This window comes from Kribbella sp. WER1 (assembly GCF_054189145.1).
Genome location: NZ_CM135186.1, coordinates 7414270 through 7430949, shown reverse-complemented (window position 1 = coordinate 7430949; position 16680 = coordinate 7414270). Strand labels below are relative to the sequence as shown.

Here is a 16680-nt window from a genome sequence, read left to right as displayed (position 1 = left end):
CCCTTCGCTCAGTCCAGCAGTGCGTCGACGAACTGCTCCGGGTCGAACGGTGCCAGGTCGTCGGCTCCTTCACCCAGTCCCACCAGCTTCACCGGTACGCCGAGCTCGCGCTGGACGGCGATCACGATGCCGCCCTTCGCCGTACCGTCCAGCTTGGTGAGGACGAGGCCGGTGACGTTGATGACCTCGGCGAACACCCGCGCCTGGGTGAGCCCGTTCTGGCCGGTGGTGGCGTCGATCACCAGCAGCACCTCGTCGACCTCGGCGGACTTCTCGATCACCCGCTTCACCTTGCCGAGCTCGTCCATCAGCCCGGTCTTGGTGTGCAGGCGGCCGGCGGTGTCGATCAGCACGACGTCCGCCTCCTCCTCGATCCCCTCCTTGACCGAGTCGAACGCGATGCTGGCCGGGTCGCCGCCCTCGGGCCCGCGCACGGTGCGGGCGCCGACCCGCTCGCCCCAGGTCTGCAGCTGGTCGGCGGCCGCCGCCCGGAAGGTGTCGGCGGCGCCGAGGACGACGTGCTTGTCCTCGGCGATCAGCACCCGGGCCAGCCGGCCGACGGTCGTGGTCTTGCCGGTGCCGTTCACGCCGACCATCAGGATGACGGCGGGCTGACCCTCCTTGCGGGTCGCCTTGATCGAGCGGTCCATCGACGGGTCGACCAGGCTCACCAGCTCCTCGCGGAGGACTTCGCGGGCCTGAGCGGCGCCGACGCCCTCGACGCGCATCCGGGTCCGGAGCTTCTCGACCAGCTCCTGGGTCGGCGCGACGCCGACGTCCGCGGTGATCAGCGTGGTCTCGATGTCCTCCCACGCCTCCTCGTCGAGCTTGTCCCGGGACAGCAGCGCGAGCAGGCCCTTGCCGAGCGAGCCCTGGGAGCGGGCCAGCCGGGCACGCAGCCGGACCAGCCGGCCCTGCGCGGACTCGGGCTTCTCGACCGTCGGGGCGGCCGGGGCCTCCGGCAGGTCGGTGTCCTCGAGCGTCCGGGTCGGCGTGTCGCGCGGTTCCCCGGCGTCGTCGCCGACCTGCGGTTCCGGGGTGGCCTCCGGGGCCTCGACCGCCGGTTTGGTGGCCGACGGCAACTCTCCGCGGCGCCGCCGGGCGACGACCAGGCCGGTGGTACCGACGACCAGGACCACCGCGATCACGACCACGATCGTGATCAGCGCCTGATCGGTGAGCAGCGAGACGAGCTGTGGGGTCAACACGGTTCCCCATCTTGACAGACACCCGGCCCGCCGCCCGCATTCGTCACGTCAGGCAAACCAGTTGTCGCGGTGTGTGAGGAGGAACCAGCTCGGGGCGATGGGTGAGCAGCACGACGGTCCGCTCGCCCGCGGCGGCGAACAGGTCGTTCAGCAATGCCCGGCCAGTCTCCTCGTCCAGGTGCTCGGTGGGCTCGTCCAGCACGAGTACGTCGCGGTCGGCGAGCAACAGCCGCGCGAAGGCGAGCCGTTGACGTTCACCGCCGGACAGGCGGGCGCCGTGCTCGCCGACCATGGTGTCGAGGCCGTCGGGCAGGTTTTCGACAAAGACGCCGAGGCGGGCGCGGTAGAGCGCCTTCCACAGCTGTAGGTCGCTCACGCCCGGCTTTGCGAGCAGCAGGTTCTCCCGGATGCTCGTGTCGAACACGTGGCTCTCCTGGGTCAGCAGGCCGACGACTGTCCGTACCTGGTCGCCTTCGAGCCTGGACAGGTCTACGCCGTCCAGGAGGACCTGTCCGCCGCGTGGCTCGAGGAAGCGCAGCAGGACGGCGGCCAGAGTGCTCTTGCCGGATCCACTCGGTCCCGTGATCACCACGCGGCTCCCAGCGGGCATGTCGACGCTCAGGCCGTCCATTACGTCGGTGTCGTCGTACCCGACGCGCAGGAGGTTCACGTGCAGGTCGCGGCCGGGTGGGAGCGGCAGGGGCTCGGCCGGGTCGGTGACCGGCTCCGGGGCGTCGACGAGTTCCTGGACTCTCGCGAGGGACGCCCGTACGCGAACGGCCAGCTGGGCCGCCGCCGGGATACCTCCCAGTACGTCGGTCAGGGCCAGCGGGGTGAGGACCAGTACGGCGAAGACGGCGCCGGTGATGTTCGCCGTACTGCCGAGGACCAGGGCGGCGATGCTGGCACCGCCGACGCACAGGACGAGTAGGGCGCTGCCGAGACCGGTACTCCAGGCGGAACGGCGTTCGGCCGCGGCCAGCCGGGCGTCGCGGCGAGCGAAGTCGTCCAGCACGGTGTCCACGGCGTTGTAGGCGAGTACGTCGGCCGCGGTGAGCAGGGTCTCCCTCGCGGTCGCTGCTACGTCGCCACGCGCGCCGGCGATGCTTTGCTCGGCATGGGCGGCCGTACGGGCAGTCAGCCACGGTACGACGGTGCAGGCGACAAGAACCGCCAGGGCGACCGCCGCGCCCGCTACTGGCAGCAGTAGGGCAAGCAGGGCGACCGTAGCGGCGGCTGTGATCGCGGCTACCGCTACTGGCAGCAGAACGCGCAGCCAGAGGTCCAGTACGGCGTCCACGTCCAGCACGAGCCGCGCCAGCAGGTCGCCCTGCCGTTGGCTCTTGAGCGGCGCCAGCCTCGCCAGCCGCCGGGTCACGCGTGCACGGGTCTCCCCCAGCACCCGGTACGCCGCGTCGTGCCCGACCAGGCGCTCGACGTACCGGAAGACACCCCGGCCGACGCCGAAGGCCCGGACGGCGACGATCGGCACCATCAACAGCAGCACAGGCGGCTGGGCCGACGCAGCCGTGATCAACCAGGCCGATGTGGCGAGCAGAGCAACCGCGGAGCCGGACGCCGCAACACCCAGCACGAGCGCGAGTACGAGCCGCCACACAACGGGACGGGTCAAGCCCTTCATGCGTTCACCAGCTCTCGGGCTCCCACAGTGACTGTGCGGTCGGCGGCGGCGATCAGCGCGGGGCGGTGGGCTACCAGGAGAATCGTGCGGCCGCTGGTGCGGAGCGCACTGATGACCTTGGCCTCGGTGTCGGCGTCCAGCCCTGCCGTGGGTTCGTCCAGTAGGAGGACAGGGGCGTCTGTGAGGAGCGCCCGGGCGAGGGCTACGCGGCGCTGCTGGCCGCCGGACAGCTGTTGGCCTTGTTCGCCCACCGGCTTGTCCAAGGGCAGGTCAGCCGCACCAGCCAGGGTCAGTGCGGCACGGACGTCGGCGTCGGACGCGTCTGGCCGCGAGAGGCGTACGTTGTCGGCGACAGTGCCCATCCGGAGCCCGGGCGTCTGCGGCACCCAGGCGAACTGCCGCCGCCACTCGGACGGCACGAACTCGTCCGCCGCGCTCCCACCCGCCACGACCACGCCCCGATCAGGTACGACGAAGCCGAGCAGCACAGCCAGTACGGTCGACTTCCCCGCGCCGCTAGGACCGGTCAGCGCAACCACCTCCCCCGACCGCACCTCCAGGTCGAACCCGTCCAGCGAGGGCTCCTCCCGCCCCGGATACGTCACCGCCACGTCGTACAGCTGCAGCGGCGTCACCCGCAGGTCCGGTACGTCGGTCCGTTCCCCCCGCTCCGGCAACGGCGTCTCCAGCACCCGGAACACCTCCTCGCTCGCGGCCACTCCGTCCGCGCTCGCGTGGAACTGCATGCCGACCTGCCGCAGCGGCAGGTACGCCTCCGGCGCCAGGATCAGCACCATCAACGCCGTCTCCAACCCGAGCTTCCCGTCCACCAGCCGAAGCCCGACGCCCACGGCGACCAACGCCACCGACAGGCTCGCCAACAACTCCAGCGCGAACGACGACAGGAACGCGACCCGCAGACTCCCCATCGACGCGGCCCGGTGCTGATCGGTCACCCGCCGTACGGCGGACTCCTGGGCCTTGGCGCGACCGAACAGCTTCAACGTGGTCAGCCCGCCGACGACATCGGCGAAGTGATGCGCCAGCACCGCCAACGCATGCTGCCGCCGCCGGCTCCGGGCCTGCGTCACCCAGCCGATCAGCGCCATGAAGATCGGGATCAACGGCAACGTGATCAGTACGGTCCCGGCAGCAATCAGGTCGCCAGTGGCCATCCACCCGATAACGCCAGCCGGTACGGTCGACGCCAACACGAGCTGCGGCAGGTAGCGGGCGAAGTACGGGTCAAGATCGTCCAAACCCTTTGTGAGCAGCGTTGTGAGCGCACTACTGCGCTCACCGCTCAGCCACACCGGCCCGAGCCTCAACGCGTGCTCCAGCGTCTGCCGGCGCAGCGTTGACTTCACGGCAGCAGCCGCACGTTGCGCGACCACCTCCTGCGCCCACACCAGCAACGCCCGCCCGGCCACGACAGCAGCCAGCCCCCACGCCCCCACACCGATCCCGCTGCCCCGCAGTACGACCCCTGTGATGCCATGCGCCAGCAACACCGCCTGCACGATGATCAGCACGCCGCTGAGCACACCGATCAGTACGGACGCCGCGAGGAACACCCGTGCTCCGCGTGCGCGCTTGAGCAACCGCGGGTCGAGCGGCTTCATGCGGCCACGATCCGCTTGCGGAACACCCAGTACGTCCAGCCCTGGTAGAGCAGCACCAGCGGCAGGAAGATCGCCGTGATGATCGTCATCGCCTTGAGCGTGTAGGACGAGGAGGCGGCCTCGGCTGCGGTGAGAGAGGTGCCTGGGAGCGTCGACGGCATCACGTCCGGGAACAGCGCGACGAACAGCGACACCACCGCCAGCCCGATCGCCAGCGTCGTACCGACGAAGGCCCAGCCCTCACGGCGCAGTACGTTCGCGACCAGACCGCCCGCGAAGGCGGCGATCGCGGCGATGGTGAGCACCAGCGACGCGGTGTCGCCGCCCCGCAGCACCTGCGCCCAGACCAGGAACGCGATCGTCAGTACCGCGGCGACCGCACCGGCGCGGGTCGCGAGCCGGTTGGCGCGGACGCGCAGGTCGTCGGTGGTCCGCAGCGCGAGGAAGATCGCGCCGTGCGTGACGAACACGGCTACGAACGTGAGCCCGCCGAGCAGCGCAAACGGGTTCAGCAGCGTCCCGAAGCTCCCGACGTACTCGTGGGCGGAGTCCAGCGGCACCCCGCGCACGATGTTGCCGAAGGCAACGCCCCAGAGCAGTGCCGGAAGCACCGAGCCGACCACGATCATGACGTCCATCCGGGACCGCCAGGTCTGGTCGTCGCGCTTGCCGCGATACTCCAGCGCGACACCGCGGACGATCAGCCCGACCAGGATGAAGAACAGCGGCAGGTAGAACCCGCTGAACAGCGTCGCGTACCACTCCGGGAAGGCCGCGAACGTCGCCGCGCCGGCCATGATCAGCCAGACCTCGTTGCCGTCCCAGACCGGACCGATGGTCTCGATCGCGGCCCGCCGTTCGGTCTCGTTGCGGCCGAGCACCCGGTAGAGCATGCCGACGCCGAAGTCGAACCCTTCGAGCACGAAGTACCCGGTCCAGAGCATCGCGATCGCGATGAACCACACAGTCGTCAGTTCCATGTCGAGCCCCTCAGTACGCGAACGACAGTGGTTTGTCGGGCTGGTCGGGCTGGTCGGGATCAGCCGCCGGCGCGTCCGTCCCGGCCAGGCCGCCGCGGATCGTCCGCAGCATCAGCTTGGTCTCCACGACCGCGAGCGCGCCGTACAGCAGCGTGAACCCGACCAGCGACGTAATCACCTCGCCGCTCGTCGTACCGGGTGAGACACCCGATGCCGTCCGCAACAACCCGAACACCAGCCACGGTTGCCGCCCGGTCTCGGTGAAGACCCAGCCGAAGGTGTTCGCGATCAGCGGCAGCAGGGGCAGCGGTGCGGCCACCCAGATCAGCCAGTGCGCCGGTGCCCGGCCGCGGCGGGTGGTCCAGAGCAGCCAGAGCGCGATCGCGGCCGACAGCATCCCGACCCCGATCATCAGCCGGAACGTCCAGTACGTCAGCGGGATGTTCGGCTTGTACGACCCCGGGCCGTACAGCTGCTCGTACGCGTCCTGCAGCGAGTTGATGCCCTTCACCTCGCCGCCGAAGTGCCCGGTGGCCAGGAACGACAACAGGTACGGCACCTTGATCGAGAAGATCTCCTTCGAGCCGTCCAGCGTGCCGACCGTGAACACCGAGAAGGACGCCGGCTTCTCGGTCTCGTACAGCGCCTCGGCCGCCGCCATCTTCATCGGCTGCACCTCGGTCATCACCTTGCCCTGCAGGTCACCGCTGATCGCGACGCCGACACTGGCGACCAGGACGACCGAGGCGCCGATCTTCAACGCCGACCGGAACACGTCCTTGTCGACACCCGGCCGCCGCAGCAGGTGCCAGAGCGCGACGCCGGCGACGAACGCGCCGCCGACCATGAACGCGGCGAAGATCGTGTGGGGATACGTGACCAGGACGACCTTGTTGGTCAGCACCGCCCACAGGTCGGTCAGCTCCGCGCGACCGCGGGCGGCGTTGTACCGGAAGCCGACCGGGTGCTGCATCCACGAGTTGGCGGCCAGGATGAAGTACGCCGAGAGCTGCGTGCCGAGCACCACCATCCAGATGCAGCCCAGGTGCACGAGCTTCGGGAGCCGCTCCCAGCCGAAGATCCACAGGCCGATGAACGTCGACTCGAGGAAGAACGCGAGCAGCCCCTCGAGCGCCAGCGGGGCACCGAACACGTCCCCGACGAACCGCGAGTAGTCGCTCCAGTTCATCCCGAACTGGAACTCCTGCACCAGCCCCGTGACGACGCCCATCGCGATGTTGATCAGGAACAGCTTCCCGTAGAACTTGGTCAGCCGGAGGTACTTCTCCTTCCCGGTCCGGTACCAGGCGGTCTGCAGGCCGGCGGTGATCGCGACCAGCGAGATCGTCACCGGTACGAAGAAGAAGTGGTAAACGGTGGTGATCGCGAACTGCCACCGTGCCAGATCCAGGGTGTCCATCGGAAGGCCTCCCCAGCCCATCTACGACGTTGCGTAGTAGATGCTAGCGCAGATCTACTACGACGTGTAGTTATACTTGCCACGTGGCGAGTGAGGAGAAAGGTCCACGCCCTCTGGGCGACCTGGAACGCCTGGTGATGGAGCAGCTCTGGGCGGCTCCGGCGGCATTGACCGTGCGCGAGGTGCACGAACAGCTGTCCGGGACCCGTGAGCTCGCCTACACCACCGTGATGACCGTTCTGGACCGGCTGGCGAAAAAGAAGCTGACCGAGCGCGAGCGCGACGGCAAGGCCTGGCGCTACCGGGCCGCCGCCCCACGCGAGGAGCTGGCCGCGGACCTCATGCGGGACGCGTTGAACGGTGCCGGCGACCGCCGCGAGGCCCTGGTCCGTTTTGTCGGCCAGGTCTCCGACGAAGAAGCCGCGCTGCTACGCGACGCCCTGTCCAGGTTGGACAACCCCGGGTGACCACCCCGGTCCTGCTGGCCCTTCTGGCGCTGGTGCTCACCGGCCCGGCTCCGGCACTGCTGGCTCGTTCCGAATGGCCTTACCGGGTCCCCCGTGCCGCGGTCATCCTCTGGCAGTCGATCGCGCTGGCCGCCGTACTCGCCGCACTCGGTGCCGGGATCGCCTTGTCCTATTGGATCGCTGGGCGACCAGGGCAGCCGCGGTTCGACCCGTCGTCACCACGGGACCTCGTGGCCGCGCTGATTCTCGTCATGGTGGCCTCGGTCGTCGTACGGCTGCTGTGGGCCGTCGGACGCGTGGCCGTCGGGACGCGCGCCAGGCGCAAGCGGCACCGCGACCTGGTCGACGTACTGGCGACACCGGACGGGCTGATCCCAGGGCTGCGCGTGCTGGCCGAAGAGACACCGCTGGCGTACTGCTTGCCCGCTCTGCGTGGTGCGCGCGTTGTCGTGTCCGTCGGCGCCCTGGACCGGCTGGACGACAGCGAGCTCAAGGCAGTACTGGCCCACGAGCAGGCGCACCTGCGCGCGCGGCACGACCTCGTCCTCGAGGAGTTCACCGCACTGCACCACGCGTTCCCCCGCTGGGTACGCAGCGACGTAGCGCTCGAGCAGGCACGCACGCTCGTCGAACTGCTTGCGGACGACGAAGCCCGCCGCCGCAACGGCCCGCGCCCGCTGGCCCGCGCACTGGTCGCGCTGGCCGGCTCACCCGCCCCCGAGTCAGCACTGGCCGCCGCCAAGTCCGCGACAGTACTGCGGGTCGAACGACTGGCCGGCCCCGCGGCCACCGAGCGCCGGCTGTCCGCGATCACCTACACCGGAGCAGTCGCGCTCCTCGTACTCCCGACGATCACCATCGCCGCCCCGATCGTCAAAGCGATCGTGGACGCGCTCAGATAGGACACGCCCTAGCCGAAACGCTTCCCCTCACCTCGCGCCACGGCCAGCAGCACGAGCCCCGACAGAACCAACAACACAACCATGGTGACGACGAATGTCAGCACTTCTCTCCCCGGTTCCCCACACCCAACACAGTGCCTGACGTTCCTAACGCGTCAGAAGTTCCCCGAACGCCTTGGCGATTTCGTCGACCTGCCAGTCCAGCGTCAACGGCGTCATCACCAGCTCGATCCACGACCATCCCGGTACGTCGGCCGTCGTCCACGGACCGCACAACGACTCGCGCGTCCGCTCCATCCGCTCGACCGCGGCGCGCTCCATCGACTCGGCCGGCCGCGGCGCGTAGACCCGGAACGAGTTGCTGTGCGGCGGCTCGGGAAACACCCGGAAACCCTCGCTCTGCAAGGCCATTGCGACCTCTGTGGCCCGCTGGTGCAGGTCGTCCATCAATGGGAGCACGGTCCGCAGACCCTGGCGCGCGGACACAGCGTACGGGAACAAGGAGTAGAGGTTGCCACCGAGCCGGCGCTGCCACCGGCGTACCTCGGCGATCACGTCCTCAGGCCCGGCCAGCGCCGCACCGCTGATCCCCCCGAGGATCTTGTAGAACGACACGTACACGGTCGACGCGAGCGCACTGACCTCAGCAAGGCTGTGACCGAGGTACGGCGTGCTCTCCCACAGACGGGCGCCGTCGAGATGCAGCGGTACGCCGCGCTCGGCACAGGCCTCGGAGAACATCACCAGCTCGTCCCACGTCGGCAGCACGAACCCGCCGTCCCGCAACGGCAGCTCCAGCGTGACAGCCGCCAACGCGCCAGGAATCGCGGCCAGCTCGTCCGGGCGCGGCTGCCGCAGGTCGGACGTCATCCGCTCGATCCGCAGGTGGTGGACCTCTTCGAGCGCGTTCAGTTCGTGCAGCAACAGGTGGGACAGACCGTGCACGGCAACCCGGCTGGTCCCGGCGCGGTCGGCGTACACCCGCAGGACGGCCTGCTGCGCCATGATGCCGGTCGGCAGGAACACCGCGGCCGGTTTGCCCAGGAGCTCGGCCACCTCCTGCTCCAGCGCCGCCACTTCGCCACCGTTGCCGTAGACATCGACTTGGTCGTCGGTGACCACCTCCGCGAGCTGCCGCAGCCGCTCGGCCGCCGGCACCCGCCGGTTCGACAGCCAGCGTTCACAGGTGTCCGCCGCGTTCTTCCGGCGCTCACGCAGATCCTCGGAGGTAGTAGCCACGGCTCCATCCTCTCCTACAGCGTGGCTGTCACCACATGCTGACCTTGCACGGTCCGGATCTCCACCGAGCGCACCTGGTCGAGCGGCACGAGTACGCCGCCGCCGAACGTGCTGCCGTTCTGGGCAGCCTTCTCCGACACCAGCCAACTGCCCGCGACCCACGAGTACCCGTTGACGTTCGTGACGACCATCTCGCACTGGGCGCCTGCCTTGAGGCCGGTCAGCTGTACCTGCACCCAGCTCCAGCCTGGCCGCGGCTCGACGGTGGCAGTCATGTGCGCACCCGTGTTGGTGTCCACCGTGGTCACCTGGCGAGACCCTGCCACCGGCTGGTCGCCACTAGGCGCGGTCGACCGCCCGATCGCCACACCACCGCCCAGCACCCCAGCCACGACGACCAGGGCCGCGGCAACCAGCAGCCACCTTGAACGACGTTTCACCGGCGCAGGCGGCTCGGAGCGCGCCTCCCGCAGCGTCCGCTGCAGCAGCAGGTCCCCGCCCTCCGGCGGCCCGTCCAGGAACGCCTCCGGCGGCACTTCCCCCAGGAAGTCCTTCAGCTCGGCGAGCTCGGCCAGCTCGGCCCGGCACTCCGCACAGGTGGCCAGGTGCTCCTCGACCTCGGCCGCCTCGGCCGGCTCCAGCGCACCGAGCGCGTAGGCGCCCAGCGGCGTACGGTCGTGCTCACTCATGGGACACCTCCGGGGTCTTCTCTGCCAGCACCGCGCGCAGAGCTCGGAGGGCGTAGTACGTACGTGATTTGACGGTACCGGGCGGGACTCCGAGCTCCTTCGCAGCCTCGGCCACGGACCGGCCGCGGTAGTACAGCTGCACGAGTACTTCGCGGTGCTCGGAGGACACCTGGTCGAGAGCGTCCATCACCACCATGGTGTTCACCACGGCCTCGGAGTGGTCCCCCTCGACGGGCGGCCGGTCCTCCACGTCAGCCACCTCGGCCGGACGGGCCGCGCGGGCCCGGGCGCGGTCCGTGACCAGGTTCCGCGCCACGGTCAGCAGCCACCCGCGCACCGACCCCTTGCCGGTCGCGAGGTCGTCCGCATGCCGCCACGCCCGCAGCAACGTCTCCTGTACGACGTCCTCCGCCGCGGCCCGGTCGCCGGTCAAGCGGGTGGCGTACGCGAGCAGGCTGCGCCCGTGCTCGGCGTACAGCGTGCGAATCAGCGTTTCGGCGTCCTGCGGCGCTGGGTTGTCACCCACCGTCCGCACGATACCGGGAGCGGAGGCGGTCCACACCAGACCGGCTGCGGTCGATTCAGTAGCCGTTGCCATTACCCGAACCACCCGACTGGGTGGTGACTTTCTGGCCGTTCGCGGTGACCGCCCACCACAGGCCGCCGAAGGCCTGGCCCTTGTCCTGGCCGGCCTGCGAGTCCTGCGCGAACAAGTACAGCGGCATGCCGTTGATGGCGAGCTGCTTGCTGCCGTCCGGCCTGGTGATCGTGCTGATCAGCGAGGCGTCGATGCCGGTCAGCTGCGGCGTGCCGGACCCGGCCGCCACCGCCGGCCACTGGGCCAGGCAGCCGCCCTCGCAGTTGGACTTGCCCTTGGTGTCCTTGTCGAACACGTACACCGTCCGCCCGTTGCCGTCGACAACGACCTTGCCCAGGGAGCCGACGGTCGCGGTCGAGAGCTTCGCCGTACCCGCCGCCGGGGTCGCGGCCGGGGTGGATGCCGGCGCGGAGCTCGAACCGGACCCGTAACCGTTCCCGCTCCCGCAGGCCGTCAGCCCGGCCAGACCCAGCACCACCACACCCGTCACACTGGCCACACGCTTCATGACAGCCTCCTCGGTCGAGCGACATCACCCCGCACACGGATGGATCGCCCGATCGGTTCAACTATGGTCAGGAGCATGACCCAGGAGATTCCCGCACCGGTCCAGCGCGCCCTCGACGCGATCGACGCCCTCGACACCGCCGCGTTCGTCGCCGCGTTCGCAGCAGACGGCTACGTGGACGACTGGGGCCGCGAATTCCGCGGCCACGAACGCATCCGCGGCTGGAGCGACAACGAACTGATCGGCAAGCAGGCCACCTTCACCGACACCCAGGTCAGCACGCCGGGCAACCCCGTGACGATCCTGACCCAGGTCGGCGGCAACGGGTTCAACGGCCCGTCCCACTTCACCTTCGCCGTCGAGGGTGACCTGCTGGCCTCGATGACGATCACCGCCTAGACCGGCTCGGGCTCCCGGATGCGCTGGGAGATGACCGCGGAGACGCCGTCGCCGCGCATGGTGACGCCGTACAGCGCGTCGGCGACCTCCATGGTGCGCTTCTGGTGGGTGATGACCAGGAGCTGGCTGTTCTCGCGGAGCTCTTCGTAGATCTCCAGGAGGCGGCCGAGGTTGGTGTCGTCGAGTGCGGCCTCGACCTCGTCGAGGATGTAGAACGGCGACGGGCGGGCCTTGAACAGTGCGACCAGGAACGCGACCGCGACCAGCGACCGCTCGCCACCGGAGAGCAGCGACAGACGCTTGACCTTCTTGCCCGGCGGGCGGGCCTCGACGTCGATGCCGGTGGCCAGCATGTCCGACGGGTCGGTCAGCACGAGCCGTCCCTCACCGCCCGGGAACAGCCGGCTGAAGACGTGCTCGAACGCGACCTCGACATCTCGGTACGCCTCGGTGAACACCTGCTCGACCCGCTCGTCGACCTCCTTGACGATGTCCATCAGGTCGCGGCGGGACTTCTTCAGGTCGTCGAGCTGCTCGGACAGGAAGCGGTGCCGCTCCTCCATCGCCTCGAACTCCTCGAGCGCGAGCGGGTTGATCTTGCCGAGCTGGTTCAGCGCCCGCTCGGCCTGCTTCAGCCGCTTCTCGACCTTGGTTCGGTTGAACGGCTCGCCCTCGGGCTGCTCTTCCTCGGCGGAAGAGTCCGGCGAAGGCACCGGCGGCACCAGCTGATCCGGCCCGTACTCCGTGACCAGCGCGTCGACCTCGATGCCGAGCTCCCCGAGCGCCTTCTCGTACAGTGCCTCGAGCCGCATCTTCTGCTCGGCCCGCGCCAGCGCGTCCCGGTGGACGGTGTTGGTCAGCTGCTCCAGCTCGGAGCTCAGGTTCCGGGTCTGGGACCGGGCCTGCGCCAGCGCCTGCTCCCGGTCGGCCCGCTGCGCCTGGATCTCGGCCCGCTCCGACGCCGCCAGCTGCAGCGAGGACTCCAGCCGCGCCAGCACGTGACCAGCCGCCAGATGTACGGCGTTCGCCGCCTCGGCCTGCCGCGCCCGCCGGGCCGCCCGCGCGATCGACCGGGCCCGCGCCTCGCGCTCCTGCCGTGCCGCCCGCTCCAGCGAATCCGCCCGGCCGGACAGTGCCCGCGCCCGCTCCTCGGTGGTCCGCAGCGCCAGCCGCGCCTCCATCTCGGCGGCCCGCCCCGCCTTGGCCGCCTCGGCCAGCCGGTCGCGCTGCGACGTGTCGGGCTCGTCGCCCTCCTCGTCGAACGCCTCGGCGTCCATCAGCCGCTCTTCGAGCTCGGCCAGGCCGGACAGGTTCCGGTCCCGCTCCTCCTCGGCCGCCGCGATCGCCTCGGCCATCCGCTCGGCCTCGCCGCGGGACGCCTTGGCCAGCGACCCGAAGTGCCCGAGCTGCTCGGCCACGGCCGCCATCGACGCGTCCGACTCGTGCAGCCGGGCCAGCGTGATCTCGACGGACTCCTTCTGCCGGGACCGCTCCTGCTCGAGCGCCTGCAGTTCGAACCGCAGCCGCTCGCTCCGCGCCGTCGCCTCGGTCAGTTTCTCGGCGGCCTCGTCGACCGCGGACTGCACCTCGATCAGGCTCGGCGCCGCGTCGGACCCGCCGTACACGAAATGCGCCCCGAGTACGTCGCCGGCTCGCGTCGTACACGTGACGTCGGGCAGGTTCCGGACGAGTGCGCGCGCCGCGTCGACGTCGTCCACGACCGCGACCTTGCGCAGCAACCGCCGCAGCCCGGGCCGCAGCGTCTCGGGGCACTCCACGACATCGACGGCGTACGTCGCGCCGTACGGCAGGACGGGCCACATCGTGTAGTCCTCGGCCGGGGCGTCGCCGAGCAGCATCCCGGCGCGGCCGAGGTCGTGCTCCTTGAGGTGGCCGACCGCGTGCAGGGCGGCCTCCGTGTGCGTGACGGCGACCGCGTCCGCGGCCTCACCGAGCGCGGCGGCGATCGCGGTCTCGTACCCGGACCGGACGCTCAGCAGCGCCGCGACCGACCCCATCAGGCCGTTGATCTGCTCGGACGCGGCCAGCAGCGCGCCGGCGCCGTCCTTGCGGTTCAGACCGAGCTCGAGCGCCTCCTTGCGGGCCGCCAGACCGGTGCGCTCACGCTCGGCATCGCGCTCCTCGGCCCGCAGCTTCGCCAGCCGCTCGTCCAGCTCGTCGAGAACCGCCTGGGCGCCCTCGTACTGCTCGTCGAGGCCCCGCTCGCCGGCGTCCAGCCCGGCGACCTGGGTCTCCAGCGCGGTGAAGTCGTGCTGCGCCTTCGCGGCCCGCTCCTCGGCCTCGCGGCGGTTGTTCGCCAGCCGGCCGATCTCGGACTCGGCGGCGGCCGCGCGGCTCTTCAGCGCGTTCACCTGGCCGGTCAGCCGGGCCAGACCCTCGCGGCGGTCCGCGGCAGCCCGGATCAACGCCGAGATCCGGCGCTCCTCCTCGGCCTCCTGGGACTCCAGCTGCTGCCGGCGCTCGACGGACTCGGCCAGCAGTTCGGAGTGCGCCTCGACCTCGGCCTCGATCTGCGCCTCGGTCTCCCGGACCCGGGCGGCCTCGAGTTCCAGCTCCTCGGGGTCGCGGCCGGGCCGCGGCTCCTCGGCCTCGTCGTTCAGCGACCGGATCCGGTCCGCGGCGATCCGCGCCGTCCCCTTGATCTTCTCGCCGAAGCCGGACAGCTGGTACCACGTGTCCTGCGCGGCCTGCAGCGCCGGCGCGTCCTCGCGGAGCGCGTCCTCGAGCTCGGCCTCCAGCTCCCGGGCCTCGCGGAGCTTCGCCTCGACCTCGGTCCGGCGTTCGGTCAGCCGGGCCTCGTCGGCCAGCTCGGCCTCCAGCGCGGACTGGGCCTGGACAATGTCGTCGGCCAGCAGCCGGGCGCGGCCGTCCAGGACCTCCGCCTGGATCGTGACCGCCCGGCGGGCCACCTCCGCCTGGCGCCCGAGCGGCTTCAGCTGCCGGCGGATCTCGGTGATCAGGTCGCCGAGCCGGTGCAGGTTGCCCTCGGTGGCCTCCAGCTTCCGGATCGCCTTTTCCTTGCGCTTGCGGTGCTTCAGGACGCCGGCGGCCTCCTCGACGAAACCGCGGCGGCCCTCGGGCGTGGCGCGCAAGATCGAGTCCAGCTGGCCCTGGCCGACGATGACGTGCATCTCGCGGCCGATACCGGAGTCGCTGAGCAGTTCCTGGACGTCGAGCAGCCGGCAGTTCTGGCCGTTGATCTGGTAGTCGGAGCCGCCGTTGCGGAACATCGTCCGGCTGATCGTCACCTCGGCGTACTCGATCGGCAGCGCGCCGTCGGTGTTGTCGATGGTGAGCACCACCTCGGCGCGGCCGAGCGGCGAACGCCCGGAGGTGCCGGCGAAGATGACGTCCTCCATCTTGCCGCCACGCAGCGACTTGGCGCCTTGCTCACCCATCACCCAGGCCAGCGCGTCGACGACGTTGGACTTGCCGGAGCCGTTCGGCCCGACGATGCAGGTGATGCCTGGTTCGAAGTTCATCGTCGTCGCGGACGCGAACGACTTGAAACCCCGGAGCGTCATGCTCTTCAGGTACAAGGCGAAGGTCTCCAACCCGTGAAAGGACAGACGGTACCCAAGGAACCGCCGTAGCTGTTGGTCACGCTGCCGCTACCGGGGGAAGTTGTTCCGCTTCGCAGTCTACAAAGAGAAACGCGCAATCTTGCGGAGGCCGGGCCGATGGCAGACGACCCGGGCTGCAAACCAACGCGGCGGAGGCCCGGACGGGGGCCACCGCCGTTCGTAGCGTAGTGCGGACGGTCGAGAAGTACTTCTCTTGAAGCGTCAGACCGAAGCGGGGGCGCGCAGAGCCTCGTCGACGGTGAGCAGCCGACCCTCGTGGATCTGGGCCACCAGATGATCGTTCTCTGCCTGGAGCCGCATCACGTGCGCCTCCAGATCTGCGACACGCCGGTTGAGCAGACGAACCTGCTCGAGCATGCGCGGGTCAGTGCCTCCAAGATGCCCTAGAAGAGCCTTGGCCATTGTGCTGTCCTCCGGAAGGGTTCTGGCCGGTCGCGCTCCTCTGTCCAGGTCATGCGGGAGCGCCGAAAAGGTGTGCCGTCTTTCAGGGTGACACCGGCGAGGCCGACGGGTCAACCTGGGCCACATTTGTTAACGATACCTCGTTCACCAGCGGACCTGCCGAGGAACGGGCTGACATTTCGGGCACCGGTACGACGAACGGTTCATGAACGGCTCGCGACGGATCGGCCGGCCGTCCCGCGGGCAGGGCGAACCTTCCTGCCCGTAGACGTTCAGACCGCGCTCGAAGTACCCGGATTCCCCGTTCACGTTGACGTACAGCGCGTCGAAGCTGGTGCCACCAACGTTCAGCGCCTCGGCCATCACGGCGTGGGCGTGGTCCAGGACGGCCCTTGTTTGTAAGGGTTTCAGCGTTTCTGTCGCCCGAGCGTAGTGCAGCTTGGCCCGCCAGAGCGTCTCGTCGGCGTAGATGTTGCCGATCCCGCTGACCGCGGTCTGGTCCAGCAGCGCCCGTTTCAGGCCGGTCCTCCGGCGCCGGATCTTCGCGATCGCGGCCTCCGGATCGAACAGCGGGTCGAACGGGTCCCGGGCGATGTGCGCGATCTCGGCGGGCAGCTCCGCGCCGCCCTCGGAGTACGACAGACCACCGAACATCCGCTGGTCCACAAACCGGACCTCTCCGCCGCCGTCGGCGAACCGGAACCGGACCCGGAGGTGCGGCTCGTCCGGCGCGCCGACCGGCTGGACCCGGAACTGGCCGCTCATCCCGAGGTGCGTCAGCACCGCGTCGCCGGAGGTCAGCGGCAGCCACAGGTACTTCCCGCGCCGGGCCGGCTCGGCGAACACCTGGCCCTTGAGCCGGGACACGAAGTCCTCCGGCCCGGCGGCATGACGCCGGACCGGGCGCGGGTGCAGGACCTCGACGGACTCGACGGTCCGGCCGGCGAGGAACTCCACCAGCCCCCGTCGAACGACTTCTACCTCGGGAAGCTCGGGCAC

At 70.0% G+C, this 16680-nt stretch carries 15 protein-coding genes; 3 read left to right on the top strand and 12 right to left on the bottom strand.

The genetic code is table 11. The annotated features are described in order from the left end of the window. Positions 1–8: 8 nt before the first annotated feature. The 5 genes from ftsY to ACXJJ3_RS36325 are packed head-to-tail and all read right to left on the bottom strand — an operon-like array spanning position 9 to position 6872. Positions 9–1208 (bottom strand): signal recognition particle-docking protein FtsY, encoded by a 1200-nt coding sequence (gene ftsY / locus ACXJJ3_RS36345; protein WP_458166436.1) that lies wholly within the window; start codon positions 1206–1208, stop codon positions 9–11. A 43-nt stretch (positions 1209–1251) separates the two neighbouring features. Next, positions 1252–2850, bottom strand: a complete 1599-nt coding sequence (gene cydC, locus ACXJJ3_RS36340; RefSeq protein ID WP_458166435.1) for a thiol reductant ABC exporter subunit CydC — start codon at positions 2848–2850, stop codon at positions 1252–1254. Continuing rightward, on the bottom strand, positions 2847–4472 hold the full coding sequence (gene cydD / locus ACXJJ3_RS36335) for a thiol reductant ABC exporter subunit CydD (RefSeq protein ID WP_458166434.1): 1626 nt from the start codon (positions 4470–4472) through the stop codon (positions 2847–2849). The genes cydC and cydD overlap by 4 nt, the downstream gene beginning before the upstream one ends. Further along, positions 4469–5452 (bottom strand): cytochrome d ubiquinol oxidase subunit II, encoded by a 984-nt coding sequence (gene cydB, locus ACXJJ3_RS36330; RefSeq protein WP_458166433.1) that lies wholly within the window; start codon positions 5450–5452, stop codon positions 4469–4471. The genes cydD and cydB overlap by 4 nt, the downstream gene beginning before the upstream one ends. Before the next feature lie 10 nt (positions 5453–5462). After that, positions 5463–6872 (bottom strand): cytochrome ubiquinol oxidase subunit I, encoded by a 1410-nt coding sequence (locus ACXJJ3_RS36325; protein ID WP_458166432.1) that lies wholly within the window; start codon positions 6870–6872, stop codon positions 5463–5465. An 83-nt stretch (positions 6873–6955) separates the two neighbouring features. Between ACXJJ3_RS36325 and ACXJJ3_RS36320 the strand changes: the two genes are divergently transcribed. Together ACXJJ3_RS36320 and ACXJJ3_RS36315 are read left to right on the top strand one after the other, a co-directional pair. Next, positions 6956–7339 carry a BlaI/MecI/CopY family transcriptional regulator gene (locus tag ACXJJ3_RS36320; protein ID WP_458166431.1) on the top strand — a complete coding sequence of 128 codons (384 nt, stop codon included), beginning with the start codon at positions 6956–6958 and terminating at the stop codon, positions 7337–7339. Then, positions 7336–8241, top strand: a complete 906-nt coding sequence (locus ACXJJ3_RS36315) for a M56 family metallopeptidase (protein ID WP_458166430.1) — start codon at positions 7336–7338, stop codon at positions 8239–8241. Before ACXJJ3_RS36320 ends, ACXJJ3_RS36315 begins: the two co-directional genes overlap by 4 nt. A 147-nt stretch (positions 8242–8388) precedes the next feature. Here ACXJJ3_RS36315 and ACXJJ3_RS36310 read toward each other — a convergent pair whose 3' ends face one another. From ACXJJ3_RS36310 to ACXJJ3_RS36295, 4 genes are read right to left on the bottom strand one after another with little or no spacing between them, the layout of a single operon-like run. Then, positions 8389–9480, bottom strand: a complete 1092-nt coding sequence (locus tag ACXJJ3_RS36310) for a threonine aldolase family protein (RefSeq protein ID WP_458166429.1) — start codon at positions 9478–9480, stop codon at positions 8389–8391. Positions 9481–9494: 14 nt separating this feature from the next. Next, positions 9495–10169 carry a zf-HC2 domain-containing protein gene (locus tag ACXJJ3_RS36305; protein WP_458166428.1) on the bottom strand — a complete coding sequence of 225 codons (675 nt, stop codon included), beginning with the start codon at positions 10167–10169 and terminating at the stop codon, positions 9495–9497. Continuing rightward, positions 10162–10695, bottom strand: coding sequence for a sigma-70 family RNA polymerase sigma factor (locus tag ACXJJ3_RS36300; protein ID WP_458166427.1), 534 nt, complete (start codon positions 10693–10695; stop codon positions 10162–10164). The genes ACXJJ3_RS36305 and ACXJJ3_RS36300 overlap by 8 nt, the downstream gene beginning before the upstream one ends. A gap of 55 nt (positions 10696–10750) precedes the next feature. Then, positions 10751–11275, bottom strand: a complete 525-nt coding sequence (locus ACXJJ3_RS36295) for a COG4315 family predicted lipoprotein (protein WP_458166426.1) — start codon at positions 11273–11275, stop codon at positions 10751–10753. Between the two features lie 75 nt (positions 11276–11350). On the opposite strand from ACXJJ3_RS36295, the gene ACXJJ3_RS36290 reads away from it, so the two are divergent. Continuing rightward, positions 11351–11674 (top strand): nuclear transport factor 2 family protein, encoded by a 324-nt coding sequence (locus ACXJJ3_RS36290; RefSeq protein ID WP_458166425.1) that lies wholly within the window; start codon positions 11351–11353, stop codon positions 11672–11674. Here the strand turns inward: ACXJJ3_RS36290 and smc are convergent. The 3 genes from smc to mutM form a co-directional block, all read right to left on the bottom strand. Further along, positions 11671–15234, bottom strand: a complete 3564-nt coding sequence (smc, locus tag ACXJJ3_RS36285; protein ID WP_458171985.1) for a chromosome segregation protein SMC — start codon at positions 15232–15234, stop codon at positions 11671–11673. The two genes, ACXJJ3_RS36290 and smc, sit on opposite strands and share 4 nt — an antisense overlap. A gap of 246 nt (positions 15235–15480) precedes the next feature. After that, entirely contained in the window at positions 15481–15636 is a 156-nt protein-coding gene (locus tag ACXJJ3_RS36280) for a hypothetical protein (protein ID WP_233715190.1), read from the bottom strand. A 189-nt stretch (positions 15637–15825) separates the two neighbouring features. After that, positions 15826–16680: a bifunctional DNA-formamidopyrimidine glycosylase/DNA-(apurinic or apyrimidinic site) lyase gene (gene mutM, locus ACXJJ3_RS36275; RefSeq protein ID WP_458166424.1), complete on the bottom strand. Its 855-nt coding sequence runs from the start codon at positions 16678–16680 to the stop codon at positions 15826–15828.